The sequence below is a fragment of the Aeromicrobium sp. EU05-FHT14F07 genome, assembly GCF_058790455.1.
On sequence record NZ_JBYTCR010000004.1, the window covers coordinates 104,934 to 128,845 of the forward strand.

Genomic DNA, 23,912 nt, shown 5'->3' on the forward strand with positions numbered 1-23,912 from the left:
GTCAGTGCTCGGCGAGGAACGCCTCCAACAGCCGCGTGACCGCCTCCGGCTGCTCGACGGTGCTCGAGTGCCCCGCGTCGGGGACGACCTCGAGCCGGGCGCCCGGGATGCCTGCGACGATGGCCTCCGCCTTCGCGACGGGGGTCGCGACGTCGTCGGCGCCGACCACGACGAGCGTGGGAGCGGTGATCAGGGGCAGCTCGTCGACCACGGGCAGCCGGTCGGTGACCCCGAGGATGGCGGCACGCATGCCGCGACGGTCGACGGTGCGGAGCTTCGCCACCCACGGTTCGACGACCTCCGCGCGCCGTGGCGACGCGAGGAGGTGCGGCCCGAACATGAGCGGCTCGACCTTGCCCCGCACCGGCCCGATGCCCAGCCAGCGGTACACCCGGGCCAGCAGCCGGTACTGCGCCACCTTGTCCGGGTCCTCGGGACCGGCGCTGGTGTCCAGGAGCACGAGCGAGCGGACCCGCTCGGGGTGCCGCGCCGCCAGGCGCATGCCCACGAAGCCGCCCATCGACAGACCGGCGTAGTGCACGGCGCCGAGGCCGAGGTGGTCCAGCAGGGCCACGAGGTCCTCGGTCAGGGTGTCCATGTCGGCCGTCCCGTCCTCGGCCGCGGGCGTGTCACCCTGCCCTCGCCAGTCGACGGTGATGCAGCGGTACCGGTCGCGCAGCGCCGCCACCTGCGGGTGGAACATCCACCCGCTGAACAGCAGCCCGTGGCCCATCACGAGGGTCGGCGCACCGGGCCAGGGCTCCCCGGTGTCGGTGTGGTGGAACGAGATCCCGCGCAGCTTCGCCTGTGGCACGAGTCACAGGGTGCCACAGGTCGGTGCGACGTGCCCGGATGCGACGACGCCCCCTCCCGGTGCCACGCAGGGGGCAGCAGGAGGGGGCGTCAGCGTGCTGGAAGGCGACCTCAGATGAGGTTCTTCTCCTGCAGCCACTCCTTGGCGACGGTGGCCGGGTCGGCCTTTTCGTCACCGTCGACGCGGCCGTTCAGCTCGATGAGGTCCTCGGTGGTCAGCTGCTCCGACACGGCGTCGAGGGTGTCCTCGACCGTGTCGCTGGCCTTCGCCTCGTTGATCAGCGGGACGATGTTCTGCGCCGCGATGAGGTTCTCCGGGTCCTCGAGCGTCACCAGGTCGTTGGCGGCGATCGACGGGGTCGTGGAGTAGATGTTGGCGACGTCGACGTCGCCGTCCTTGAGGGCCTTGACCGTGGCGGGGCCGCCGGAGTCGCTGATCGCCGTGAAGTCGACCTTCTCGACGCCGTAGACCTTCTTCAGGCCGGGCACGCCGTACGAGCGGGTCTCGAACTCGGGGTTGCCGCCGACCTTGACGGTGCCGAGCTTCTTGAGGTCGCCGATGGAGGTGATGCCCTCCTTCTCCGACAGCTCGGACGTCACGTTGTAGGAGTCCTTGTCCTCCGCGGCGGCCGGCTCGAAGGTCTCTAGCTTGTCCGGCAGCGCGTCCTCGAGCGCGTCGTCGACGGCACCGGACTCGGTGGCCGTGGCGTTCTTGTCGAAGTAGAGCAGCAGGTTGCCGGTGTACTCGGGGATGAGGTCGATCTCGCCGTTCTCCAGCGCCGGGATGTACGCCTCCCGGGCGCCGATGCGCAGCTTCTTCTCGACCTTGACGTCCTTGGCCTCGAGGGCCTGGGCGTAGATCTCGGCGATGATCTCGGACTCGCCGAAGTCGGCGGACCCGATGACGATCGTGTCGGAGTCGGAGCTGGAGCCGCCGGCCTCGGTGGGGTCGCCGCCGCAGGCGGTGAGGGTCAGGGCGGCCGCCGCGAGCGCGGCGCCGAGCCCGATCTTGTGCACGGACATGTCTCTCCTAGGGGGTGGTCGTGCTCTGGCTGGTGGGGGTCGGATCGGTGCTGGAGGAAGGATCGGTGGCCGGTCGGGCGGGGCGGGCACGCCGTCCGGCGGCGGCCTGCGCGACGGCGAACACCCCGTCGAGCAGCAGGGCGAGGACGACCACGACGACCGACCCGCCGACCATCTGCGGGTAGTCGCGCACGGCCTGTCCGTCGAAGATGTACCGGCCGAGGCCGCCCAGGGACACGTACGCCGCGACCGTCGCCGTCGCGACGACCTGCAGCGTGGCCGCACGGAAGCCGCCGACGACGAGGGGCAGGCCCAGCGGCACCTCGACCCTCGTGAGCACCTGCCACTCGGTCATGCCCTGCGCGCGGGCGGCGTCGACGGTCTGGGGGTCCACGGACTCCACGCCCGCGTACACGCCGGCGAGCAGCGGTGGCACCGCCAGCACGGTGAGCGCCAGGATCGGCGCCTCGAGCCCGATGCCGAGCAGGAGCGTGAGAAGCGTCAGCACCCCGAGCGTGGGGAGGGCGCGCAGCGCGCCGGTGACGCCGATGGCCAGGCCGCGGAAGCGTCCGGTGTGCCCGATGTAGAGGCCGAGCGGCACCGCGACCGCCGCGGCCATGACGAGCGTGAGGCTGGTGTAGCCGAGGTGCTCCAGGACCCGGTTCGGGATGCCGGTCTCGCCGGTCCAGTGCGCGCCGTCGGTGAGCCACGTGACGGCGTCGGAGACGACACTCATGCGTCGCCTCCGAGTGCCATCGTGCCGCTCTCGGCGACGCGACCGCCCGCGAAACGGCGCCAGAACGGACCCTTGGCTCGCTCACGGTGGCGATCCCACGGCATCAGCACCCGCCCGGCGAGCACCAGGAGCGCATCGAGGACGAGCGCCAGGACGACGATGCCCACGAGCCCGACGACGATCTCGGTGAGGAAGTCGCGCCGGTAGCCGTTGGTGAACAGCGAGCCGAGGCTGGAGACGCCGATCAGGGCGCCGACGCTCACGAGGCTGACGGTGGAGACACTGACCACCCGGATGCCCGCCAGCAGCACCGGTCCCGCGAGCGGCAGCTCGACCCCGAACCCGCGCTGGCGCGAGGAGTAGCCGGTGGCGGTCGCGGAGTCGAGCACGGCGGGCGAGACCGACTCGAACGCGTCGGCGGCGGTGCGGACCATGATCGCGACCGCGTAGATGCTGAGCGCCACGACCACGTTGAGCGGGTCGAGGAAACCGGTGCCGATGATGCCGGGCAGCGTGACGAACAGCGCGAGCGACGGGATCGTGTACAGGACGCTGCCGACCCCCAGCAGGGTGCCGCGCAGGCGGGGATGACGGCTGGCGTACCAGCCGATCGGCACGGCGAGGAGGAAGCCGACGACGAGGGGCACGACGCTCAGCCAGGTGTGCTGCCAGAACAGCTCGAGCACCTGGTCGCGGTTGCGCCACGCCCACTCCACGGGTCAGCCCTCCAGCACGCCGGCGGGGCGCCCGGACGCGTCGACGACGACCTTGCGGCCCTCGCGCTCCTCCACGTGCAACGAACGGCCGCCCTTGTCGAGGCCGACGAAGCTGGCGACGAAGTCGTCCGCCGGCTGGGCGAGGATGTCGGCGGGCGCGCCGACCTGGGCCACCTCGCCGCCCTTCTTGAGGATGACGACCTGGTCGCCGAGCGCGAACGCCTCGTCGATGTCGTGGGTGACGAACACGATCGTCTTGTCGAGCTGGGTCTGGAGCCGGCGCAGCTCGGCCTGCAGCTCGAGCCGGACGATCGGGTCGACGGCGCCGAACGGCTCGTCCATGAGGAGGATGTTGGGGTCGGCCGCGAGGCCGCGTGCCACGCCCACGCGCTGCTGCTGCCCGCCCGACAGCTGGCCGGGGTACTTGCGCGACTGCGACTCGTCGAGCCCGACCGTGCTCAGCACCTCCAGGGCACGCTCACGCGCGGCGCCCTTGCCGGTGCCGTTGAGCCGGAGCACGGTGGCGACGTTGTCGACCACCTTGCGGTGGGGCAGGAGGCCGGCGTGCTGCATGACGTAGCCGATGCTGCGCCGCAGCGCGACGGGGTCCTGGGTGGCCACGTCGACGTCGTCGATGAGCACCTGCCCCGCGCTGGGGTCGACCATGCGGTTGACCATCCGCAGCAGCGTGGTCTTGCCGCAGCCGGAGGAGCCGACGAAGACGGTGGTGGTGCGCGAGGGGATGGTGAGGTCGAAGGAGGCGACGGCCTGGGTCCCGTCCGGGAACGTCTTCCCGACGGACCGGTACTCGATCATGGGACGACAGTCTCCCCGCCCCCACTGACATCGGCAATCGGAAGGGGCGAGACCGGGAGTCCTGCCGCACGCCAGGCGTGGATGCCCCCGACGACGTCGGTGGCATCGAGCCCGAGCGAACGCAGCGCGGCGGCGGCGAGCGAGGACGTGTAGCCCTCGGTGCACAGGACGATCCACTCGGCGTCCCACGCCGCCTGCGGGAGGCTCGCGCCCGACTCGGGGTGCAGGCGCCACTCCAGGTGGTTGCGGTCGACGTGGAGCGCGCCTGGCACCACGCCGTCGGCCTCGCGCTGCCACTGCGGGCGGATGTCGACGAGCGCGGCGCCGGCGCGCACCCGGTGCGCGGCCTGGTGCGGCGTGACGCGCACGAGCTGACGTCGGGCGTCGGCGAGCAGTGCGTCGACCGAGGCGAACCGGGCGCGACGCCGGGGCGGCTCGGCAGGCAGCGCGCTCACGACGCGACCCGTCCTGCCGCCGGGCTGCGGACGCCCTCGGGGGCGGCGATCTCGGGGTCGTCGCTCCACACGTGGGCCAGGCGCACCAGGCGGTCGGCGCCGTCCGGACCCTGCTCGACGTCGAAGAAGTCCATCCGCTCGAGCGGGGGCGAGTACACGTGGACGCTCACCGCCGTGGCCTCCCGCGTGTTGCGCACGTCGTGCACGTAGCCGGGGCCGAACGCGACCACGTCGCCGCGGGTACGGGTGCTCTCCTCCAGGTCGCGGACGCCGGGGTCCCACACGAGCTCGTCGAGCTCGCCGGCGACGACCGTGAACGCACCGCTCGACCCGCCGTGCCCGTGCAGCTGGGTGCCCTGCTCCTCGGTCCAGGAGATGAGCCAGACGTCGACGTCGGCGTCGTGGTGCAGGCGCACGTGCCAGCGCTCGTCGGGGTCGGCGTGCACGGAGTGGAGCTCGGCGCGCACCTGCTCGGCCACGCACGTCGCCCGCTCCACGAGCTGCGCGAGGGGCAGGGCGTGGCGGCGACGTCGTGGGCTCATGGTCCGATCGAACCGTTCCCCGCGCTCGCGCGGGCGACGTCCCAGAATGCGGGAGCGGCGCTCCGCCCGCCCGAGTCGTGCTAGGTCCACGTCGCCCCGGCGCGGGCCGGAGTCTTCTGCAGGGGGCCCTGGTGTGGGCGACCGCGGGCATGGGATACAGTTGCGTCCGCGGTTGAGCCGCACTGCAAGGCCCCGTGGCGCAGTTGGTTAGCGCGCCGCCCTGTCACGGCGGAGGTCGCGGGTTCGAGTCCCGTCGGGGTCGCAGAGAAGCACGAGGAAGGGCCCATGCCGCCAGGCGTGGGCCCCTTCGTCGTGCTTCGGCGCGGCTCCGACGGGGCGAGGACCCGCGGTCGCGGTGGGGGCACCCCCTGCACGGAGCGCCAGCGGAGTGCTTGGGGGATCGAGTCCCGTCGGGGTCGCAGAGAAGCACGAGGAAGGGCCCATGCCGCCAGGCGTGGGCCCTTCCTCGTGCTGCACCCACCGCTCCCCTGCCCTTGGGGTGGGGCCCCACCCAAACGGTGACTCCCCCACCCAGCGCTGCGTGGGGGAGAACCCTTGGGGTGGGGGAGACGGCCTGGCACTCGCCTGGAGGTGTCTGGTGGGTCACAGCGGGAATGCTCCCGTCCGGCACCTTCGTTGAACGTTCCATGACTTCCACGAGCACGGCGCCGTACGTCCTCGACGACGCGGCCCTCGACACCCTGTTCCGTGAGGCGCGCACCGCCAACACGTTCACCGACGAGCCGGTCACGGTCGACGACATCCGCGCGATCCACGACCTGTTCCGCTTCGGCCCGACGGCGATGAACAACCAGCCGCTGCGCCTCGTCGTCGTCCAGAGCCCCGAGGCCCGCGAGCGCCTCGTCCAGCACATGGGCGGCAGCAACAAGGCGAAGACCGCCTCTGCGCCCGCCGTCGTCATCGTCGCGGCCGACGAGGCGTTCCAGGAGCGCCTCGAGGACCACTTCCCCCACGCTCCCGGCGTGCGCAAGATGTTCGACGACAACGCCGAGCTGCGCGTCGACAACGCACGCCTGAACACCGCGCTCCAGACGGGCTACCTCATCCTCGCCATCCGCGCGGCCGGTCTCGCCGCCGGCCCGATGGCCGGGTTCGACCGCGCCGGCGTCGACGCCGAGTTCCTGGCGGGCACCTCGTGGCGCTCCGAGTACGTCATCAACATCGGCCACCCCGGGCCCGACGCGTGGGCCGAGCGCCTGCCGCGCATCTCCTTCGACGACGCCGTCACGGTCGTCTGAGCCGCTCGCCGCTGGACCCCTCGTCACCGGGCGACGGTCACCGCCTGCACGCCGGCCGGACGGCGTGCGATAAGGTGATCGTCGCCCGGTACGACGACGGGCGACGGTCAGGTAGCTCAGTTGGTAGAGCGTCCGCCTGAAAAGCGGAAGGTCAGCGGTTCGACCCCGCTCCTGACCACCTCTCAAGCCCGACCCTCCCCGCCTCGGCACCACATCGACGGTCTCTGCGCGGGACGAGGGCGACGGCGTGCCGCAGACGTGGGGACTGACGTGCCGCTGTTCAGGGCTGGTCGGTCAGCGGGTAGCGCGGGGACAGCGCGTCGCCCGACGACGTGCCGGTGAGCCGGCGCTTGACCCACGGCGCCGCGTGGGCGCGGGCCCAGGCCAGGTTCTCGGCACGCGTCTCGCGCGGGGTGCGCACGACGGTCTCGCCGAGCGCGACCGGCTCGAGGTCGTGCGCGACGCCGAGCGCGTCCAGGACGGTCATCGCCATGCGCTGGTGGCCCGCCGACGACATGTGCAGGCGGTCGACGTCCCACATCCGCGGGTCGCGGTACTCGCGCATGCGCCAGAAGTCGACGAGGCGCGTGCCGTGCCGTTCGGCCACCTCGCGGACGAGCTCGTTGTAGATCGCGAACCGGCCGCGTCCGGCCGCGAAGATCGGGAAGCCTGCCGGGTCGAACGCGGTGAAGAGCACGACCGTCGCACCGGTGCCGGCGAGCGCGCCGACCGCGTCGTCGTAGCGCGCCACGAGCGCGTCGACGTCGACCTTCGGCCGCATGATGTCGTTGCCGCCGGCGTAGAGGCTGACGAGGTCCGGTCGCGCTGCGAGCGCCGGCTCGAGCTGCTCGTCGAGCACCGCGCCGAGCTTGCGACCGCGGATCGCCAGGTTGGCGTACCTGAACGACGCACCGGCCGCGTCGGCTTGCGCGGCGAGCACCTCGGCGACCCGGTCGGCCCAGCCCCGCACCCCGTTCGGGAGCGCCGGGTCGTGGTCGCCGACGCCCTCCGTGAACGAGTCCCCGAGTGCGACGTAGGTGCGGTAGGTCATCGCTCCAGGCTAGGAGCCCGCTCCCGGCGGACCGCGGCCTGGTCCCCGTAGGCTGGCGACATGGACCTCGGACTGACAGGCAGGACGTACGTCGTCACCGGAGGCTCCCGCGGCCTGGGCCGCGCGAGCGCGGAGGTGCTCGTCGCGGAGGGCGCGAACGTCGTGCTGTCGTCGCGCTCGCAGGAGTCGGTCGACGCTGCCGTCGCGGAGCTCGGCGACCTCGGACCCGGCGGGGTCGCGGGCCTCGCCGCCGACAACGCCGACGCCGCCACCCCCGCCGCGCTCGTGGCGCTCGCGCAGGAGCGGTTCGGTGCGGTGCACGGCGCCCTCGTCAGCGTCGGCGGCCCGCCCCCGGGCACCGTCCTCGGCCGCAGCGACGACGAGTGGCGCGGCGCGTTCGAGAGCGTCTTCCTCGGCGGCCTGCGGGTGGCCACGACCGTAGCCGAGGCGATCGAGCCAGGTCAGGGCGGGTCGATCGCGCTGGTGCTCTCGACGTCGGCCAAGGCGCCCGTCACGGGCCTCGGCATCTCCAACGGCCTGCGACCCGGGCTCGCGATGGCGGCCAAGGACCTCGCCGACGAGCTCGGGCCCCGCGACGTGCGGGTCAACGCGCTGCTGCCCGGACGGGTCGACACCGAGCGCGTACGCGAGCTGGACGCCCTGTCGGGCGATCCGGACGGGTCACGCGAGCGCGCCGCCGCCGGCATCCCCCTGCGTCGCTACGGCCGGCCCGAGGAGTTCGGCCGGGCCGCCGCGTTCCTCCTGTCCCCCGCGTCGGGCTACCTGACCGGCGTCATGCTCCCCGTCGACGGCGGGCTCTCGCGCACCCTCTGACCCCCACCGGCGCGGCAGCACCGTGTCGGTCGGCGCGGCACGGTCGGCGGGCGTCCACCCGGGCGGGCCGAACAGGTAGCCCAGCTTGTCGCGCAGCCGCGGCGTGGACCGGATGTCGCGGACGATCTCGACGTAGTCGCCGTACTGCAGACGGAGCAGGTTGTAGGTGTCGACCTGCTTCGTCAGCCCGTACCGGGGACGGTGCCGCTCCTGCGCGAACGACCCGAACAGGCGGTCCCAGACGATGAGGATGCCGCCGTAGTTCCGGTCGAGGTACTCGGGGTCGCTGCCGTGGTGCACGCGGTGGTGCGACGGGGTGTTCATGACGTACTCGACGGGTCGCGGCAGCCTCCCGACCAGCTCGGTGTGGACGAAGAACTGGTAGACGAGGTTGAGGCCGAAGGCGACGTACAGGGTCCAGGGCGCGAACCCGAGCAGCGGCAGGGGCAGCCAGAAGAAGAACTCGAACCACGGGTTCCACTTCTGGCGCAGCGCGGTCCCGAAGTTCATGAACTCGCTGGAGTGGTGGGCCTGGTGTCCCGCCCAGGCGAGGCGCACCCGGTGGCTGAACCGGTGGTGCCAGTAGTACCCGAGGTCGACGCCGAGGACGACGAGCACCCAGTACCACCAGGTGTCCGTCGGGAGGTGGAACGGCGCCACGTAGGCGTACACGGCGACGAACCCGAAGAACGTCAGCACCTTGAACGCCGTGAGGAACACCAGCGACAGCACACCCATCGAGATCGAGGTGCGGGCGTCCTTCAGGGCGTAGCCGGTCGCGTTGTCGTCGTGGTCGAGCCAGCGCAGTGCCGCCAGCTCCACGAGGATCGCGAGCACGAAGAACGGTGCGGCATAGGTGACCGGGTTCTTGAGCGGGTCGAGCAGGTCCTCCACGGAGCCTCCCAGGCATATGACTTGCGGGTAAGTTACCACCGGTTCATACCGGAGCGCCAGACCCGGATAGAGTCCGCGTCATGGCCGCTCGACCCAACGCCGGCACCAAGGGGGTCCCCCGCGCCGAGCGCGAGCGCCAGATCCTCGACGTCGCCTCGGTCGCCTTCGGCACCCACGGCTTCGCGGGCACCAACGTCGCCGACGTCGCACGCGCCGCGGGTATCTCCAAACCGCTCGTCTACGCCTACTTCGGGTCGAAGGAGGGGCTCTACGCCGCCTGCCTCGACCGGGCTGGCGAGCTGCTCGGCGACGAGATCGAGCGCGTGGCACGCGGTGACGTCGTCGGTCTCGAGCGAGGTGTGCGGACCCTCGAGGGGATGTTCGCCGTCCTGGAGGACCAGCGTCACGTGTGGCGCCTGCTCCACGACCGCAGTGCGCCGACGTCGCCGGAGGTCGCGAGCGTCGTCGCGGCCCACACCGAACGCATCCACGCCCTCGCGCACGAGGGGGTGAGCGAGCTGCTCGCTCTCGCCGGGGTCCAGGACGCCCTCGACGTCTCCGCCATGACGGCCACGTGGCTCGGCATCGTCGACTCGCTCATGGACTGGTGGGTCGCCCACCCCGAGCAGAGCGCGGCCGACATGGTCGAGCGGGTCACGCGGCTCGTCGCCGCGCTGTTCACCGACGCCGCCGCCGGTACGCCCCGATGACGACGCGACCGGGTGTCGCGGTCCTCACCGGGTCGTCCAGCGGCATCGGCGCGGAGGCCGCGGTGCAGCTGGGGCGCCGCGGCTGGACGGTCTGCCTCCTCGCCCGCCGCGCCGACGAGCTCGCCGTCGTCGCCGAGCGCGTCCGCGAGGCCGGCGGCACGGCCCACGTGCACCCGGTCGACCTCACCGACGACGCCGAGGTCCGCTCCGTCGTCGACGTCCTGCTGGCCGAGCACCCCCGGATCGACGTGCTCGTCAACAACGCCGCCCGCTCCATCCGGCGCCCGATCCGCGACTCCGTCGACCGTGTGCACGACTACGAGCGGACGATGGCGGTCAACTACCTCGCGGCCGTGCGGCTGACCCTCGCGCTGCTGCCCCGCCTCCTCGACCAGGAGCGGGTCGACGGCTCCCGGGGTCATGTCGTGTTCTCCTCGACGATGTCGACACAGCTGCCGATCCCGCTCTTCTCGGCGTACCTCGGCAGCAAGGCGGCGCTCGAGTCGTTCGCCCGGTCCCTGCTCGCCGAGCACGGCCACGACGGCGTCACCACCACGGTGGTGCACTTCCCGATGGTGCGGACGCCGATGTCCGGCGCGACCTCGATCTACGCGGCGATGCCGATGATGACCGCCGAGAAGGCCGGCGGCTGGCTCGTCCGGGCGGCCGTGCACCGGCCCACCCGGGTCACCAGCGTCGGCGGGGCGGTGACCGAGGCCGGCATGTCCGTGCTCCCGGGGGTGCTCACCAAGGTCGTCACGCCGGGCATCCGCCGCATGGACCGCCGACTCGCGCGACGCACCCGCGAGGATTGATCCGCGCCATCAGCCGTCGTCGGACCGCACGGGACCCTGCGCGCAGCCGGGCCGCGGGAGTAGCATCCTCGGCAGACCTCACCACCCCCGAGGTCGACCATCCGCGCGCCGGCCACCCGTACCGACGCCCTCTGCAAGGAGCAGCCATGCCCGACCCCGTCTTCAGCCACCCGCACGAACAGGTCGTCTTCTGCCACGACCAGGCGACCGGACTGCGCGCCATCATCGGCCTGCACTCCACGGCCCTCGGCCCCGGTCTCGGCGGCACGCGGTTCCACCCGTACGCGAGCGAGGCGGACGCCCTCGCCGACGTCCTGGCCCTCAGCCAGGGCATGGCGTACAAGAACGCGCTCGCGGGGCTCGACCTCGGCGGCGGCAAGGCCGTGATCATCGGCGACCCCCGCACCCAGAAGACCGAGGCGCTCCTGCGGGCCTACGGGCGCATGGTCGAGTCGCTGAACGGCCGCTACTTCACGGCCTGCGACGTCGGCACGTTCAGCCCAGACATGGACGTCATCGCGCGCGAGACGTCGTACGTGACCGGTCGCACCGTCGAGCACGGCGGCGCCGGCGACTCCTCGGTCCTGACCGCGTTCGGGGTCTACCAGGGCATGCGGGCCAGCGCCCAGCGCGTGTGGGGCGACGCCTCCCTCGCCGGCCGCACGGTCGGCGTCGCAGGGGTGGGCAAGGTCGGCAAGCACCTCGTCGAGCACCTCGTCGAGGAGGACGCCCAGGTGGTCGTCACCGACGTCGACGCCGAGGCCCTCGGGCGGCTGACCGCACGCTTCCCGCAGGTGCGCGTCGTCGGGTCCACCGACGAGCTCGTGCGGGAGCAGCTCGACGTCTACGCCCCCTGCGCGCTCGGTCGCGCGCTGACCGACGACGTCGTCGACGTGCTGAGCGCCCGGGTCGTCTGCGGTGGCGCGAACAACCAGCTCGCGCACGAGGGCACCGCGAAGCTGCTCGCCGAGCGCGGCATCACCTACGCGCCCGACTACTGCGTCAACGCCGGTGGGGTGATCCAGGTGGCCGACGAGCTCGACCCGCAGGGGTTCAGCTTCGAGCGGGCCAAGGCGCGCGCCACCGGCATCTTCGACACGACACTCGCCGTGCTGGAGCGGGCCGCGAGCGACCACGTCACCACGGCGGAGGCGGCCGACCGCCAGGCCGAGCAGCGCATGCGCGAGGTCGGCGGCCTCGGTCGCATCCACCTGCCACGCTGAGCCCTCACGAGCTCCTGCCGTCAGAAGGGCGTGCGAAAGCCTCCGCTCACGTGCGAGCCGGTCCGGACCGAGGCCCGGACCGGCTCGTCACGTCATCGACCACGAGCGGACCGACGTCAGGACGTCCGACGGCGCGCGGTCACGTCGACCACGTCCGCACGGGTGCGGACGCACGCGAACAGCCGCCCTGACGGACGACCGGGGAAGGGCCTCAGCTGGCCGCTTCGTCCCCGTACTTCCTCGCGAGATCGGCGTACTGGTCCGGGATCGGGTCGCCCGAGTCCTGGTGGAGTTCCTGTTGCAGATCGTCGAAGTCCGGATCGAAGGTCCGGTACTTCAGGTCGCGTGCGACCTTGGTCTGCTTTGCCTTTGCACGGCCGCGCCCCATGGGTCCGACCCCCTCGCAGAGAAATCGTCAGTATGTCGTGGTGCCTACCCTACCGAACAATCTCCAACGCGCTGGCAGCGGGGCCACGAGTCAGGCGTGTCGACCGTCCAGCGTGACCGACCCGCCGGCACCGTGCACGCCCGCGTCGGCCACCTCGCCCGCGACCCAGGCCTGCACCCCGTGCTCGCCGAGCAGGCGCACGGCCGCGTCGGCGTCGTCGGGATCGACGAGGGCCACCATGCCGACGCCGATGTTCAGCGCCTCCTCGAGGTCGCGCTGGGAGACCTGGCCGAGGTCGGACACCAGGTCGAAGACCGCAGGCCGCGTCCACGTGCTGCGGTCGACCCGGACGGACACGGTGTCGGGGACGACGCGCTCGAGGTTGGCCGCCAGTCCGCCACCGGTGACGTGGGACATCGCGTGCGTGCGGGTGCGACGGACGAGGTCGAGGCTGGGCAGCGTGTAGAGGCGGGTGGGCGTGAGCAGCGCCTCGCCGAGCGTGGCGCCGAGCTCGGGCACGTGACGGTCGAGCGACCACTGCGCCTGGCCGAAGAACACGTGACGCGCGAGGGAGTAGCCGTTGGAGTGCAGCCCCGAGGAGGCCATGGCCACGACGACATCGCCGGGGCGGACGAGCTCGGCGCCGATCAGCGCGTCGGCCTCGACGACACCCGTCGTGGAGCCGGCCACGTCGTACTCGTCGGGGTGCAGCAGCCCGGGGTGCTCGGCGGTCTCGCCGCCCAGCAGCGCGGTACCGGCCTCGACGCACGCCTGGGCGATGCCCTTGACGACCGCCGCGATCCGTTCGGGGACGACCTTGCCGCAGGCGATGTAGTCGGTCATGAACAACGGCTCCGCGCCGCAGACCACCAGGTCGTCGACGAGCATCCCCACCAGGTCGTAGCCGATCGTGTCGTGCACGTCCATGCGCTGCGCGATCTGCACCTTGGTGCCCACGCCGTCGGCCGACGTGGCGAGCAGGGGGCGGCGGTAGTCCTTGAGCGCCGAGGCGTCGAACAGGCCGGCGAAGCCGCCGATGCCGCCGACGACCTCGGGACGACGAGCCTTGTCGACCCACTCCTTCATCAGCTCGACGGCACGGTCGCCGGCCTCGATGGACACGCCGGAGGCGGCGTACGCGCTCGGCTGCTGCGTGCTGGTCACTGGATCACCTTCAGGGGCTTCGCGTCGGTCTCGAGCAGGTGCTTGCCGATCAGGTCGTCCTCCGGCAGCGGGACCGGGTAGATGCCGTCGAAGCAGGCGCGGCAGAGCTTCTCCTTGGGCACGTTCGTGGCCTCGACGAGCTCGTCGAGCTCGACGTAGGCGAGGGAGTCGGCGTCGATCGAGCGGCAGATCTCCTCCACGCTGATGCCGTTGGCGATGAGCTCGGCACGCGACGCGAAGTCGATGCCGTAGAAGCACGGCCACTTGACCGGGGGGCTCGAGATGCGCACGTGCACCTCCGCCGCACCCGACTCGCGCAGCATCCGCACCAGCGCGCGCTGCGTGTTGCCGCGCACGATCGAGTCGTCGACGACGACGAGCCGCTTGCCGGCGATGACGTCGCGCAGCGGGTTGAGCTTGAGCCGGATGCCGAGCTGGCGGATGGTCTGCGAGGGCTGGATGAACGTGCGGCCCACGTAGGAGTTCTTGACCAGGCCGTGGCCGAACGGGATGCCGCTCTCCTCGGCGTAGCCGATGGCGGCCGGCGTGCCCGACTCCGGCACGGGGATGACCAGGTCGGCGTCGACCGGGTGCTCGCGCGCCAGACGTCGGCCGATCTCCGCCCGCACCGTGAAGACGCGCTGGTCGGAGATCGTGGTGTCGGGCCGGGCGAGGTAGACGTACTCGAAGATGCAGCCCTTGGGCTCCGCGGGCGAGAACCGCTCGGTGCGCAGCCCGTTCTCGTCGATGGCGATGAACTCGCCGGGCTCGATCTCGCGGATGAAGGAGGCGCCGACGATGTCGAGCGCGGCGGTCTCGCTGGCGACGACCCACCCTCGCTCCAGGCGGCCGAGCACGAGCGGGCGGATGCCCTGCGGGTCGCGCGCGGCGTAGAGGGTGTGCTCGTCCATGAAGACGAGCGAGAAGGCGCCGCGCAGCTTCGGGAGCACCTCGATCGCGGCCTCCTCGACCGACCGGTCGGGGTAGGCGGCCAGCAGGCTCGCCATGACCGACGTGTCGGTGGTGGCGGTCTCGCCCTTGCCGCGCCGTCCAGGCCCGTTCTCGGCCGTCCGCTCCTGCAGCATCGTGACGAGGTCGGCGGTGTTCGTCAGGTTGCCGTTGTGCGCGAGCGCGACGGAGCCCTGCGCGGTGGGCCGGAACGTCGGCTGCGCGTTCTGCCACACGCTCGCGCCCGTGGTGCTGTAGCGCGAGTGACCGATCGCGACCGAGCCGACCAGCGACTCCAGCGTCGACTCGTCGAAGACCTGGGACACCAGCCCCATGTCCTTGTAGACGAGGATCTGCTTGCCGTTGCTCACCGCGATGCCCGCCGACTCCTGGCCCCGGTGCTGCAGGGCGTAGAGACCGAAGTAGCTGAGCTTCGCGACCTCCTCACCGGGAGCCCACACCCCGAACACGCCACAGGCGTCCTGGGGTCCGACGTCCTGAGGATCGATGTCGTGCGTCAGCCGACCGTCTCCGCGTGCCACTGCACCAGTGTAGGGGCCCGATCCCGCCCCCGGGACCGCCCTGGGCATGACGTGGGCGTGACGTGGGCGGGGGGTGCGTCCTGCGGGTGCGCTGGCTGCGGGGGTCTGGTCCTGCTGCTGCGCTGCCTGAGGTCGGTCTCGGCTTGCTGCTGCGCGGCCTGCGGGGGTCCGTGCTTGCTGGTGCGCTGCCGCAGGGGGTCTCGTCGTGCTGGTGCGCTGCCTCGGCCTTCGCTGTGTCTGGTCTCCGAAAGGGCCTCGACCGGGCAGCTGGGCGGGAGCCGGCTTCGGGTCTCGGGCTGCGGCTCGCGCTGTGGATGGACGCAAGATGCTGCGTTCGTGTGCGGAATGGCCAAGGGTGCTGCGTTTGCTACGGGATCCCGTAGCAAACGCAGAAGTCTTCGCCCTCGTTCACGCGAAGGCAGAATCTTGGGCGCCCTTTGCGTTGGGGAGACGAACGATTCTCCCTTCTCGTGGAACGGTCCACGAGAAGGAAGAATCCTTCCGCGCTCGCCCCCACCGGCGGTGGATCTGCCACCTGAACAGCCCCCAGAAGGTGGCAGATCCACCGCCCGAACACGAGAACGCAGAATCTTGCGCCGAGAACGCGCAAAGGAAGAATCCTGCGTCGCCCACGAGCCCAGACCGGACCCCGAGACCCGAAGCCACCCCAGACCCGCTGCCGGTCGAGGCCCTTTCGGAGACCACCCCCAGCGCCAGCCGAGGCAGCGCACCAGCAAGCGCAGACCTCCTGCGGCAGCGCACCAGCAAGACCGCGACCACCGCAGCCAGCGCAGCACCGAGCACAGGCGTCCGCCGGCGACGCACCAGCAGGACGAGACCACCGCAGGCGGCGCAGCGGCAAGACTCGCCGACAGGCGCCGCCGCGCCGACGGGCCTAGCGTGGGGAGGTGCTCACCGCTGCTCTCTACGGTGCCGCGACGGCCGTGCCGCTCGTGGGGGGCGCGGCCGTGGGGCTGCGGTGGCGGATCCCGAAGCCGGTGCTCGCGGCGCTGATGGCGTTCGGGGCGGGAACGATGATCGCGGCGGCGTCGGAGGAGCTCTTCGGGCCGGCGTTCACGGAGGTGGGGGCGGGGCTCGCGGGGCTCGGGCTGATCGGTGGCGCGGCGACGTACGTCGTGCTCAGCCACCTGCTCGACACCCGGCTCGGCACGTCGGCGGTCGGGCTCGGGCTGCTGCTGGGTGCGTTCCTCGACGGGGTGCCGGAGAACACCGCGCTCGGGGTGTCCCTGCAGGAGGGCGGGCTCGCGCTGCTGGTCGCGATCGCCGTCGGCAACACCCCTGAGGCGATCGCCAGCGCCGCCTCCCTGCGCGAGGACCCTGCGCTCGGTCCGCGACGCGGACTGCTGCTGTGGGCCGGCGTCGGCGTCCTGCTGACCCTCGTCACGGTCGCCGCGCACGCCGGCGGCGACGTCGTCTCCCCTGCGGCGATCGCCGTCGCCCAGGCCGTCGCCGGCGGTGCGACCCTGGCCGTCCTCGCCGACACGCTGCTGCCCGAGGCCTACCGCGACGGCGGCTGGTGGATCGGGCTGTCCACCGCGCTCGGGTTCTGGCTCGCGTTCGTGCTCGGCTGACCTGCCGCGCCTCTCGTCGTGCGACGCCCGGGCACCTCGGCCACGATGGACGCATGACGTCCGACCAGGTCACCGCCGAGCGGCTCGTCGCCGCGCCCGCCGATCGGATCTTCGCGATCCTCGCCGACGCGGGACGGCACCAGTTGATCGACGGATCGGGTGCCGTGCAGGGCACCAAGGCCGTGAGCGAGCCGCTCTCGATGGGCTCGACGTTCGGCATGTCGATGAAGATGGGCCTGCCCTACACGACCCGGAACGAGGTGGTGGAGTTCGAGCCGAACCGCCGCATCGCCTGGCGCACCACCGGCCTGTTCGGGATCATCGGCGGACGCACCTGGCGCTACGAGCTCGTCGACCAGGGCACCAGCACGATCGTCCGCGAGACCTGGGACATCAGCCGCGACCGGCAGAGGATCTTCCTGCGCCGCGGCAACCTGCCGCGGACCACCAAGCGCAACATGGAGCGGACGCTCGAGCGCCTCGCCGAGGCGGTCGAGCAGGCCTGACCGGCGTTCGGCTCTTCCCCGGGTGACCGGGCGCCCTCTAGGCTGGCGTGACCTACGCCACAGAGGAGCGCCCGTGCCCGAGATGCCCGACGCCACGTACCTGTCCGACTTCCACCAGTACCGCGCGGAGCACGAGCCCGACGGTCCGTGCTGGACCTACCTCGACCGCACGTGGACGTGGGAGGAGGCCTGGGACGACGTCCGTCGGTTCGCGGGCGCCCTGCAGTCCGAGGGCATCACACGCGGCGACCGGATCGCCTTCCTCGACAAGAACAACCCGGCGATCCTCACGGCGACGCAGGCGTCGTGCCTGCTCGGGTCGGCCAACGCGATCGTCAACTGGCGACTCGCCGGCGACGAGCTCGACTACGTCATCAACGACGCCGGTGCGCGCATCCTCTTCGTCGGGCACGAGCTGGCCCCCACGATCGACCTCATCCGCGACCGACTCGTGGGGGTGGAGCGGGTCGTCGTGGTGGGCGGCGACCACGACGAGCTCGACGCCTTCCTCGCATCGGCCGAGCCGGTCGACCGGCAGCCGGGCGTGGAGCCCTCGGACGTCTGCCTGGTCATGTACAGCTCGGGCACCACGGGCCGACCCAAGGGCGTCATGCTGACGCAGCACAACATGGTGGAGCACACCCGGAACGCGACGGGAGACGTGGAGTACGGCCCCGGCGACACCATGCTGGTCGCCATGCCGATGTTCCACGTGGGCGGCTCGTCCTACGCCCAGTTCGGTCCGGCCACCGGCACGCACGGGTACATCATCCGCGAGGTCGACCCGGCACTCCTCGCCGGCGCGATGGCGGCAGGCGTGACCCATGCGTTCCTCGTGCCGGCCGTCGTGGCGGGTCTGCTGCAGGCCGGCCCGCAGGCGATGCAGCTCTTCAGCAGGCTCAAGGTGTTCTCCTACGGCGCCGCGCCGATGCCGCTGCCAGTCCTGCGCGGCGCGCTCGAGCACTGGCCCACCACGCAGTTCATGCAGGTCTACGGCATGACGGAGATGGGCGGCGTCGTGACGATCCTCGACGACGCCGCGCACCGCGACGAGGCGCACCCCGAGCGGCTCGTCTCGGCGGGCCGGCCGATCCCGGGCGTGGAGCTGCGCGTGGTCGACGTCGCCACCCTGCGCGACGTCGAGCCCGGCCGGCCCGGTGAGCTCTGGTGGCGCACCGAGCAGAACACGGTCGGGTACCTCGGTCGCCCCGACGCCACCGCCGAGCTCCTCCAGGACGGCGGCTGGCTGCGCTCCGGCGACATCGGTCGTGTCGACGACGGCGGGTTCGTGTTCATCGAGGACCGTGTGAAGGACATGATCATCACCGGCGGCGAGAACGTGTACTCCCCCGAGGTGGAGCGGGTCCTCGCCGAGCACCCGGCGGTGCTGGAGACCGCGGTGATCGGTGTCCCGGACGACCACTGGGGCGAGTCGGTCAAGGCGGTGGTGGCCTTCCGTCCCGAGCACCACGTGGACCCGCAGGAGCTCATCGACTACGCCCGCGAGCGACTCGCCCACTACAAGGCGCCGCGGTCCGTGGACGTCGTCGAGGCCCTGCCGCGCAACCCCTCGGGCAAGATCCTCAAGCGCGACCTGCGCAAGGGCTACTGGCCGCAGGACGGCCGCCAGGTCTGACCTCCGGTCGTGCCCCCGGACGCAGCAACGGCCCCGACCCTCCAGGGGTGTGGGCCGGGACCGTTGTGGTCCACAGCATACACAGAATGAACAGGTTCTCGCGCGGTCGGGAAAGTTCGCAACGCCCCGGTCGGGGCGGCCGGGACGTCGGCGTCAGACGTCCCGGTCGGCCGCCGCGGGAGCGTCGAGAGGGAGGTGCGGCGACAGGTCGGACCGCTGCCCGGACGCCCGGACACGCGTCCGGTCGGCGGCGGCCTCCGCCCACGCGACCTGGCCCCGCGCGAGCGCGATCCAGGTGGCCGCGTCCATCTCGACGACGGCCGGGGGCGTGCCTCGCGTGTGGGTGGAGCCCTCGATGCACTGCACGGCCGCGTACGGCGGCACGCGCACCTCGACGCTGCGTCCCGGCGCCCTGCGCGCCAGCTCGCCGAGGTAGTGCTTCACGAGAGGCTTGAGCACCTCGCGCGAGGCGTCGCCGTCGTCGAGCCGGGCGAGCAGGCCGTCGACCACCTCGGGCGTCAGCCCCACCGTGGGCCGCGCCACCGGCCTCAGGCCTCCAGGATCGGGCCGAGCGCCGCGGGCAGCGTCCGACGCCAGGCGTCGCGCAGGTCGTCGACGTCGATGGTGAACTGGCCGGCCACCTCGAAGGAGCACCCGCCCGTGCGACCCACCGAGGTGAGCGTGACGCCGTGCTCCTCCGCGATCTGGACGACCTCGTCGTGGTGGTGCTCGGGCACGGCCAGGAGGGCGCGCGCGGCGGACTCGCTGAACAGCTGGACGAACGGGTCGTCGTCGAGCTGCAGCTGCACGCCTACACCGTGCGCGAAGGATCCCTCGGCGAGGGCCATGGCCAGGCCACCGTCGGACAGGTCGTGCGCCGACGTGAGCAGGCCGAGACGCCCGGCCTCTCGCACCACGGCGGCCAGGGCCTGCTCCGCGGCGAGATCGACCGCAGGCGGCAGGCCGCCGAGGTGTCCGTGCACGGTGTGCGCCCACGCGCCGCCCGAGAGCTCCTCGCGGGTGTCGCCGAGCACGAGCAGGTGGTCGCCGTCGCGGGTGAACCCCTGGCGCACGCGCTGGCGGACGTCCTCGATGACGCCCAGCACGCCGACCACGGGCGTCGGGAGGATCGCGGTCTCGCCGGTCTGGTTGTAGAAGCTGACGTTGCCGCCGGTGACGGGGATGCCGAGCTCGGCGCAGGCGTCCTTCAGGCCGTGGGTCGCCTGCTCGAACTGCCACATGACCGCCGGGTCCTCCGGCGAGCCGAAGTTGAGGCAGTCGGTGACGGCCAGCGGCAGCGCACCCGACACGGCGACGTTGCGGAACGACTCGGCGAGCGCGAGCTGCGCCCCCGCGTACGGGTCGAGCTTGGCGAAGCGGCCGTTGCAGTCGGTCGAGACGGCCACGCCCAGGTGGGTGGTCTCGTCGACGCGGACCATGCCGGCGTCCTCGGGCTGCGCGAGCACCGTGTTGCCCTGCACGTAGCGGTCGTACTGGTCGGTGACCCACGACTTGTCGGCGAGGTTCGGGCTCGTGACCACCTGAACGACCTGACGGCCGAGCTCCTCGCCGGTGCCGGGCCGCGGCAGCTGCTCGGCCGTGTCGGCCTGCAGCGCGTCCTGCCACTCCGGGCGCGCGTAGGGGCGCTCGTAGGTGGGTCCGTCGTGCGCGACGGACCGCGGCGGCACGTCGACGATGGTCTCGCCGTGCCAGTCGATGACCAGGTGGTCGCCGTCGGTGACCTCGCCGACCACGACGGCCTCGACGTCCCACTTCTCGCAGATGGCCATGAACGCGTCGAGGTGCTCGGGCTCGACGACCGCCATCATGCGCTCCTGGCTCTCGCTCATGAGGATCTCCTCGGGCGAGAGCGACGGGTCGCGCAGCGGCACCGTGTCGAGCTCGACGTGCATGCCGCCGTCGCCGGCACTGGCCAGCTCGCTCGTGGCGCACGACAGGCCGGCACCGCCGAGGTCCTGGATGCCGTTGACGACCTTGGCCGCGAACAGCTCGAGCGTGCACTCGATGAGCAGCTTCTCCATGAACGGGTCGCCGACCTGGACGCTGGGCCGCTTGGCGGGGCCATCGGCGTCGAACGTCTCAGAGGCGAGCACCGACACGCCGCCGATGCCGTCGCCGCCGGTGCGGGCGCCGTAGAGGACCACCTTGTTGCCGACGCCGGACGCGAACGCGAGGTGGAGGTCCTCGTGGCGCAGGACGCCCACGCACAGCGCGTTGACGAGCGGGTTGCCGAGGTAGGTGTCGTCGAAGACGACCTCGCCGCCGATGTTCGGCAGGCCGATGCAGTTGCCGTAGCCGCCGACGCCGGCCACGATGCCCGGCAGCACGCGGGAGGTGTCGGGGGCGTCGAGGGGGCCGAAGCGCAGCGGGTCCATGACGGCGACCGGGCGGGCGCCCATGGCGAGGATGTCGCGGACGATGCCGCCGACGCCGGTGGCGGCGCCCTGGTAGGGCTCCACGTAGGACGGGTGGTTGTGCGACTCGACCTTGAAGGTCACGGCGTAGCCCTGGCCGATGTCGATGACGCCGGCGTTCTCGCCGATGCCGGCGAGCGTCTTGCCGAGCGGCGTCTCCTGCGGCAGCTCGCCGAACTTCTTGAGGTGCACCTTGGAGGACTTGTAGGAGCAGTGCTCGCTCCACATGACCGAGTACATGGCGAGCTCCGCGCCGGTGGGGCGACGGCCGAGGATCTCGACGATCCGCTCGTACTCGTCGGGCTTGAGCCCCAGCTCGGCCCACGGGAGCTCGCGCTCGGGCGTCTCCTTCGCGTGGGCGACGGTGTCGAGCTGGCGCGGGCTGTCGGGCAGCGGGGCGTCGGTCACCTGAGAATCCTATCGGCGGGCGTGTCCGTGCCGGTGGACTGTCGGCGCGTCAGGCCGTGACGTCGCCGAGGGCGAGCGCCGCGGCCGTGTTGACGAGCCACGGCAGGGCCGCGAAACCGATCAGCACGCCTACCACGACGAGGGCGATCGCGGAGCCGCGCAGGCTGCGTGGTCGCAGCACCCACAGGGCGGCGAGGCAGCCGACGAGCACCACCCCGCTGGCGATGGCGGTGACGAGGACGTAGCGCCCGAGGTCGCTCCCGGTGATCGAGACCTCCGGGGCCCCTCCGGGCAGGACGAGCGTGTCCGTGCCGAGGAGGTAGCGGGCGGCCACCGAGAACAGGAGCGTCAACGTCGTGCCCAGGGCACCCCCGAGCGCCACGCCCCAGCCGAGGCTGCGCCCCACGTCGGTCCCGTCCACGCGCACGAGACTAGACCGTCGCGTCGGCCCGGTGGACCCGTCCCAGGACCTCGCGCCGCCCGACCACCCGCGGGCGGTGGGTGAGGGACCGGGCCCGCTGCGGGGGACGCAGGATCCTGCGTCACCCGAGGCAGGGCAGAGAGACTCCAGGCGGAGACACGCGCCCCGGCGGCCGGGACGGATCAGCCGGGCAGTGCGAGGACCAGACGTGGCAGGACGACCGCGCCCAGCAGACCCACCACGACCGCGGCGAGGCCCCACCAGGCGCGGAAGGGTCCGTCCGGCTTGAGCCGGCGCGCACCGAGGCCCCCGCCCACGACCAGCACGACACTCACCACCGCCAGCAGCAGACCCTTCTGACGGACGGACGACGAGATCGCGTCCGCGGCCGACGCCGGGAGGTCGAGGCCGCCGCCGACGGGCGTCGTGCTCATGAGCAGCAGCTGCGCCGCCAGCACGAGCATCAGCGTGCCGGCGCCGGCGATGCCGGCGCACGCGGCCCACGCCGCCGAGCGTCGGACGTCGCGGGGATCCACGGCGTCACCCTAGTGCGCGAGCACCCGCAGCGTGAAGGACGCGCTGCCACCGTCGTCCAGGCCCTCGGCGGCCCGCACCGGCTTCTTGACCGGCAGCACGTAGGCGCGCTGCTGTGCCGACGGGAACACCGACGTGCGCCACGTCGTCGCACCGACCCTCACCTCGACCCGCACGGAGCCGAAGCCGGCCGCCGTCGGGCCGAAGCGCTCCTCGACCTCGTCGGAGACGTCGTCGGGCACGGTCACGAAGTGCCAGGCACCGTCGCGCCAGAGCTCGGCGTCGAAGGTCCAGGTCGCGTCGTCCACCCGCTCATGGTGGCGGCTCCGACGGGGTCAGCGCCAGACGCCTCGCTCGTACTGCGGCGGGTACAGGCCGGCGGGCGGGTCACCGAGCTCGTGGGCGGCGCGCTGGGGCCAGCCCGGCTCGCGCAGCGCGGCACGGGCCAGCAGCACGACGTCGGCGTCACCCCGCTCCAGCACGTCCTCCGCCTGCTGGGGCTCGGTGATCAGGCCCACCGCGCCGACGGGCAGGCCGGAGCCGTCACGCACCTCGCGCGCGAGCGGCACCTGGTACCCGGGGCCGACCTGGATGTCGGCCGGGAGCAGGCCACCGCTCGACACGTCGACGAGGTCCACGCCGTGGTCGGCGAGCTCGCGCGACAGTCGCGCGGTCTCGGCCGACGTCCAGCCGCCCTCGAGCCAGTCGGTTCCCGAGAACCGGACCACGAGCGCCTTGTCGTCGGGCCAGACCGCACGGACCGCGTCGACGACCTCGACGACCAGCCGCGTGCGGTTCTCGAAGGAGCCGCCGTACTCGTCGTCGCGCTGGTTCGACAGCGGTGACAGGAACTGGTGCAGCAGGTAGCCGTGCGCCGCGTGCACCTCCACCAGGTCGAACCCGGCGGCGTCGGCCCGCCGGGCGGCGTCGGCAAAGCGGGCCGGGAGCTCGCGGACCTCCTCGAGCGACAGCGCCCGGGGCGTCGCGTAGCCCGGGAAGGCGACGGCCGACGGCGCGACCGTCTCCCAGCCGCCCTCCTCGACCGGCACGCTGCCCTCGCCGGTGGAGGCGGCGCGCGGGTCGGCGAACGGGGCGAAGGTCGAGGCCTTGCGTCCCGCGTGGGCGAGCTGGACCCCGATCGGCGTCCCCTGCTCGTGCACGGCCGCGACGACACGCGTCCACGCCTCCTGCTGGGCGTCGTCCCACAGACCGGTGTCCTCCGGGCTGATCCGGCCTTCAGGCACCACGGCGGTCGCCTCGGTGACGAGCAGGCCGAAGCCGCCCGCCGCGCGGGCCACGAGGTGCGCCAGGTGCCAGTCGGTGGGCACGCCGTCGCGCGCGAAGCACGAGTACTGGCACATCGGCGCCAGCCAGACGCGGTTGCGGGCGGTGACGCCGCGGAGGGTGACGGATTCGAGAAGAGCACTCACGTCAGCGGTGCAACGTCCTCG

25 protein-coding genes, 2 tRNA genes and 1 pseudogene are annotated in these 23,912 nt (G+C 72.3%); 10 read left to right on the plus strand and 18 right to left on the minus strand.

What is annotated here, in order from left to right; genetic code table 11:
* Position 1 precedes the first annotated feature (1 nt).
* The 7 genes from AC3WRM_RS05710 to AC3WRM_RS05740 form a co-directional block, all read right to left on the minus strand.
* The gene (locus tag AC3WRM_RS05710) at positions 2-814 is read right to left on the minus strand and encodes an alpha/beta fold hydrolase (RefSeq protein ID WP_492248679.1); all 813 of its coding nucleotides are present in this window, start codon (positions 812-814) and stop codon (positions 2-4) included.
* A 110-nt stretch (positions 815-924) separates the two neighbouring features.
* Positions 925-1,836, minus strand: a complete 912-nt coding sequence (locus tag AC3WRM_RS05715; RefSeq protein WP_492248678.1) for an ABC transporter substrate-binding protein — start codon at positions 1,834-1,836, stop codon at positions 925-927.
* Between the two features lie 7 nt (positions 1,837-1,843).
* Positions 1,844-2,572 carry an ABC transporter permease gene (locus AC3WRM_RS05720; protein ID WP_492248677.1) on the minus strand — a complete coding sequence of 243 codons (729 nt, stop codon included), beginning with the start codon at positions 2,570-2,572 and terminating at the stop codon, positions 1,844-1,846.
* On the minus strand, positions 2,569-3,288 hold the full coding sequence (locus tag AC3WRM_RS05725; protein WP_492248676.1) for an ABC transporter permease: 720 nt from the start codon (positions 3,286-3,288) through the stop codon (positions 2,569-2,571). Before AC3WRM_RS05725 ends, AC3WRM_RS05720 begins: the two co-directional genes overlap by 4 nt.
* A gap of 3 nt (positions 3,289-3,291) precedes the next feature.
* Positions 3,292-4,104, minus strand: a complete 813-nt coding sequence (locus AC3WRM_RS05730) for an ABC transporter ATP-binding protein (RefSeq protein WP_492248675.1) — start codon at positions 4,102-4,104, stop codon at positions 3,292-3,294.
* The gene (locus AC3WRM_RS05735; protein ID WP_492248674.1) at positions 4,101-4,559 is read right to left on the minus strand and encodes a rhodanese-like domain-containing protein; all 459 of its coding nucleotides are present in this window, start codon (positions 4,557-4,559) and stop codon (positions 4,101-4,103) included. Before AC3WRM_RS05735 ends, AC3WRM_RS05730 begins: the two co-directional genes overlap by 4 nt.
* Complete coding sequence (locus tag AC3WRM_RS05740; protein ID WP_492248673.1) at positions 4,556-5,101, minus strand: cysteine dioxygenase; 546 nt, start codon at positions 5,099-5,101, stop codon at positions 4,556-4,558. The genes AC3WRM_RS05735 and AC3WRM_RS05740 overlap by 4 nt, the downstream gene beginning before the upstream one ends.
* 188 nt (positions 5,102-5,289) lie before the next feature.
* Between AC3WRM_RS05740 and AC3WRM_RS05745 the strand changes: the two genes are divergently transcribed.
* From AC3WRM_RS05745 to AC3WRM_RS05755, 3 genes are all read left to right on the plus strand, one after another.
* Positions 5,290-5,363, plus strand: a tRNA-Asp gene (locus AC3WRM_RS05745).
* 385 nt (positions 5,364-5,748) lie between these two features.
* Positions 5,749-6,360 (plus strand): malonic semialdehyde reductase, encoded by a 612-nt coding sequence (locus AC3WRM_RS05750; protein ID WP_492248672.1) that lies wholly within the window; start codon positions 5,749-5,751, stop codon positions 6,358-6,360.
* Between the two features lie 105 nt (positions 6,361-6,465).
* Positions 6,466-6,538 (plus strand) — tRNA-Phe (locus AC3WRM_RS05755).
* A gap of 102 nt (positions 6,539-6,640) precedes the next feature.
* Here AC3WRM_RS05755 and AC3WRM_RS05760 read toward each other — a convergent pair.
* A complete protein-coding gene (locus AC3WRM_RS05760; RefSeq protein WP_492248671.1) occupies positions 6,641-7,411 on the minus strand; it encodes an SGNH/GDSL hydrolase family protein in 771 nt (256 codons plus the stop codon).
* 60 nt (positions 7,412-7,471) lie between these two features.
* On the opposite strand from AC3WRM_RS05760, the gene AC3WRM_RS05765 reads away from it, so the two are divergent.
* Positions 7,472-8,245 carry an SDR family oxidoreductase gene (locus AC3WRM_RS05765; protein ID WP_492248670.1) on the plus strand — a complete coding sequence of 258 codons (774 nt, stop codon included), beginning with the start codon at positions 7,472-7,474 and terminating at the stop codon, positions 8,243-8,245.
* A gap of 231 nt (positions 8,246-8,476) precedes the next feature.
* On the opposite strand, the pseudogene AC3WRM_RS05770 reads toward AC3WRM_RS05765, so the two are convergent.
* Positions 8,477-8,983: pseudogene (locus tag AC3WRM_RS05770) on the minus strand (sterol desaturase family protein); the annotation flags it as partial.
* A 236-nt stretch (positions 8,984-9,219) separates the two neighbouring features.
* Here AC3WRM_RS05770 and AC3WRM_RS05775 point away from each other — a divergent pair.
* The 3 genes from AC3WRM_RS05775 to AC3WRM_RS05785 all read left to right on the plus strand — a co-directional run bounded on the left by AC3WRM_RS05775 (position 9,220) and on the right by AC3WRM_RS05785 (position 11,887).
* On the plus strand, positions 9,220-9,849 hold the full coding sequence (locus AC3WRM_RS05775; RefSeq protein ID WP_492248669.1) for a TetR/AcrR family transcriptional regulator: 630 nt from the start codon (positions 9,220-9,222) through the stop codon (positions 9,847-9,849).
* Entirely contained in the window at positions 9,846-10,664 is an 819-nt protein-coding gene (locus AC3WRM_RS05780; RefSeq protein WP_492248668.1) for an SDR family NAD(P)-dependent oxidoreductase, read from the plus strand. Before AC3WRM_RS05775 ends, AC3WRM_RS05780 begins: the two co-directional genes overlap by 4 nt.
* A gap of 146 nt (positions 10,665-10,810) precedes the next feature.
* The gene (locus AC3WRM_RS05785; RefSeq protein WP_492248667.1) at positions 10,811-11,887 is read left to right on the plus strand and encodes a Glu/Leu/Phe/Val dehydrogenase dimerization domain-containing protein; all 1,077 of its coding nucleotides are present in this window, start codon (positions 10,811-10,813) and stop codon (positions 11,885-11,887) included.
* 211 nt (positions 11,888-12,098) lie between these two features.
* Here the strand turns inward: AC3WRM_RS05785 and AC3WRM_RS05790 are convergent, their stop codons facing one another.
* From AC3WRM_RS05790 to purF, 3 genes are all read right to left on the minus strand, one after another.
* Positions 12,099-12,275, minus strand: coding sequence for a DUF3073 family protein (locus AC3WRM_RS05790; RefSeq protein ID WP_083516201.1), 177 nt, complete (start codon positions 12,273-12,275; stop codon positions 12,099-12,101).
* Between the two features lie 90 nt (positions 12,276-12,365).
* Complete coding sequence (gene purM, locus AC3WRM_RS05795) at positions 12,366-13,439, minus strand: phosphoribosylformylglycinamidine cyclo-ligase (RefSeq protein ID WP_492248666.1); 1,074 nt, start codon at positions 13,437-13,439, stop codon at positions 12,366-12,368.
* Complete coding sequence (purF, locus tag AC3WRM_RS05800; protein WP_492248665.1) at positions 13,436-14,929, minus strand: amidophosphoribosyltransferase; 1,494 nt, start codon at positions 14,927-14,929, stop codon at positions 13,436-13,438. The genes purM and purF overlap by 4 nt, the downstream gene beginning before the upstream one ends.
* A gap of 908 nt (positions 14,930-15,837) precedes the next feature.
* Between purF and AC3WRM_RS05805 the strand changes: the two genes are divergently transcribed.
* The 3 genes from AC3WRM_RS05805 to AC3WRM_RS05815 all read left to right on the plus strand — a co-directional run bounded on the left by AC3WRM_RS05805 (position 15,838) and on the right by AC3WRM_RS05815 (position 18,663).
* Positions 15,838-16,521: a ZIP family metal transporter gene (locus tag AC3WRM_RS05805; protein WP_492248801.1), complete on the plus strand. Its 684-nt coding sequence runs from the start codon at positions 15,838-15,840 to the stop codon at positions 16,519-16,521.
* 53 nt (positions 16,522-16,574) lie between these two features.
* Positions 16,575-17,027 carry an SRPBCC family protein gene (locus tag AC3WRM_RS05810; RefSeq protein WP_492248802.1) on the plus strand — a complete coding sequence of 151 codons (453 nt, stop codon included), beginning with the start codon at positions 16,575-16,577 and terminating at the stop codon, positions 17,025-17,027.
* Between the two features lie 82 nt (positions 17,028-17,109).
* On the plus strand, positions 17,110-18,663 hold the full coding sequence (locus AC3WRM_RS05815) for a long-chain-fatty-acid--CoA ligase (RefSeq protein WP_492248910.1): 1,554 nt from the start codon (positions 17,110-17,112) through the stop codon (positions 18,661-18,663).
* A gap of 153 nt (positions 18,664-18,816) precedes the next feature.
* On the opposite strand, the gene AC3WRM_RS05820 is transcribed toward AC3WRM_RS05815, so the two are convergent.
* From AC3WRM_RS05820 to AC3WRM_RS05845, 6 genes are all read right to left on the minus strand, one after another.
* Positions 18,817-19,206, minus strand: coding sequence for a sterol carrier family protein (locus AC3WRM_RS05820; protein ID WP_492248803.1), 390 nt, complete (start codon positions 19,204-19,206; stop codon positions 18,817-18,819).
* A 5-nt stretch (positions 19,207-19,211) separates the two neighbouring features.
* Positions 19,212-21,506, minus strand: coding sequence for a phosphoribosylformylglycinamidine synthase subunit PurL (gene purL, locus AC3WRM_RS05825; protein ID WP_492248804.1), 2,295 nt, complete (start codon positions 21,504-21,506; stop codon positions 19,212-19,214).
* A gap of 49 nt (positions 21,507-21,555) precedes the next feature.
* Positions 21,556-21,927: a hypothetical protein gene (locus AC3WRM_RS05830; RefSeq protein ID WP_492248805.1), complete on the minus strand. Its 372-nt coding sequence runs from the start codon at positions 21,925-21,927 to the stop codon at positions 21,556-21,558.
* Positions 21,928-22,109: 182 nt separating this feature from the next.
* Positions 22,110-22,463 (minus strand): hypothetical protein, encoded by a 354-nt coding sequence (locus AC3WRM_RS05835; RefSeq protein ID WP_492248806.1) that lies wholly within the window; start codon positions 22,461-22,463, stop codon positions 22,110-22,112.
* A 9-nt stretch (positions 22,464-22,472) separates the two neighbouring features.
* Positions 22,473-22,769 carry a DUF1905 domain-containing protein gene (locus AC3WRM_RS05840; protein ID WP_492248807.1) on the minus strand — a complete coding sequence of 99 codons (297 nt, stop codon included), beginning with the start codon at positions 22,767-22,769 and terminating at the stop codon, positions 22,473-22,475.
* 27 nt (positions 22,770-22,796) lie between these two features.
* The gene (locus tag AC3WRM_RS05845; protein ID WP_492248808.1) at positions 22,797-23,891 is read right to left on the minus strand and encodes an NADH:flavin oxidoreductase/NADH oxidase; all 1,095 of its coding nucleotides are present in this window, start codon (positions 23,889-23,891) and stop codon (positions 22,797-22,799) included.
* Positions 23,892-23,912: the final 21 nt, after the last annotated feature.

What these genes read in the sequence shown, in the direction of transcription:
- AC3WRM_RS05720 (WP_492248677.1), bottom strand. Translation starts at nt 2,572, where the DNA reads ATGAGTGTCGTCTCCGACGCCGTCACGTGGCTCACCGACGGCGCGCAC.
- AC3WRM_RS05765 (WP_492248670.1), top strand. Translation starts at nt 7,472, where the DNA reads ATGGACCTCGGACTGACAGGCAGGACGTACGTCGTCACCGGAGGCTCC.
- AC3WRM_RS05810 (WP_492248802.1), top strand. Translation starts at nt 16,575, where the DNA reads ATGACGTCCGACCAGGTCACCGCCGAGCGGCTCGTCGCCGCGCCCGCC.
- AC3WRM_RS05785 (WP_492248667.1), top strand. Translation starts at nt 10,811, where the DNA reads ATGCCCGACCCCGTCTTCAGCCACCCGCACGAACAGGTCGTCTTCTGC.
- AC3WRM_RS05815 (WP_492248910.1), top strand. Translation starts at nt 17,110, where the DNA reads ATGCCCGACGCCACGTACCTGTCCGACTTCCACCAGTACCGCGCGGAG.
- AC3WRM_RS05760 (WP_492248671.1), bottom strand. Translation starts at nt 7,411, where the DNA reads ATGACCTACCGCACCTACGTCGCACTCGGGGACTCGTTCACGGAGGGC.
- AC3WRM_RS05775 (WP_492248669.1), top strand. Translation starts at nt 9,220, where the DNA reads ATGGCCGCTCGACCCAACGCCGGCACCAAGGGGGTCCCCCGCGCCGAG.
- AC3WRM_RS05715 (WP_492248678.1), bottom strand. Translation starts at nt 1,836, where the DNA reads ATGTCCGTGCACAAGATCGGGCTCGGCGCCGCGCTCGCGGCGGCCGCC.
- AC3WRM_RS05750 (WP_492248672.1), top strand. Translation starts at nt 5,749, where the DNA reads ATGACTTCCACGAGCACGGCGCCGTACGTCCTCGACGACGCGGCCCTC.
- AC3WRM_RS05790 (WP_083516201.1), bottom strand. Translation starts at nt 12,275, where the DNA reads ATGGGGCGCGGCCGTGCAAAGGCAAAGCAGACCAAGGTCGCACGCGAC.
- AC3WRM_RS05740 (WP_492248673.1), bottom strand. Translation starts at nt 5,101, where the DNA reads ATGAGCCCACGACGTCGCCGCCACGCCCTGCCCCTCGCGCAGCTCGTG.
- AC3WRM_RS05730 (WP_492248675.1), bottom strand. Translation starts at nt 4,104, where the DNA reads ATGATCGAGTACCGGTCCGTCGGGAAGACGTTCCCGGACGGGACCCAG.
- AC3WRM_RS05780 (WP_492248668.1), top strand. Translation starts at nt 9,846, where the DNA reads ATGACGACGCGACCGGGTGTCGCGGTCCTCACCGGGTCGTCCAGCGGC.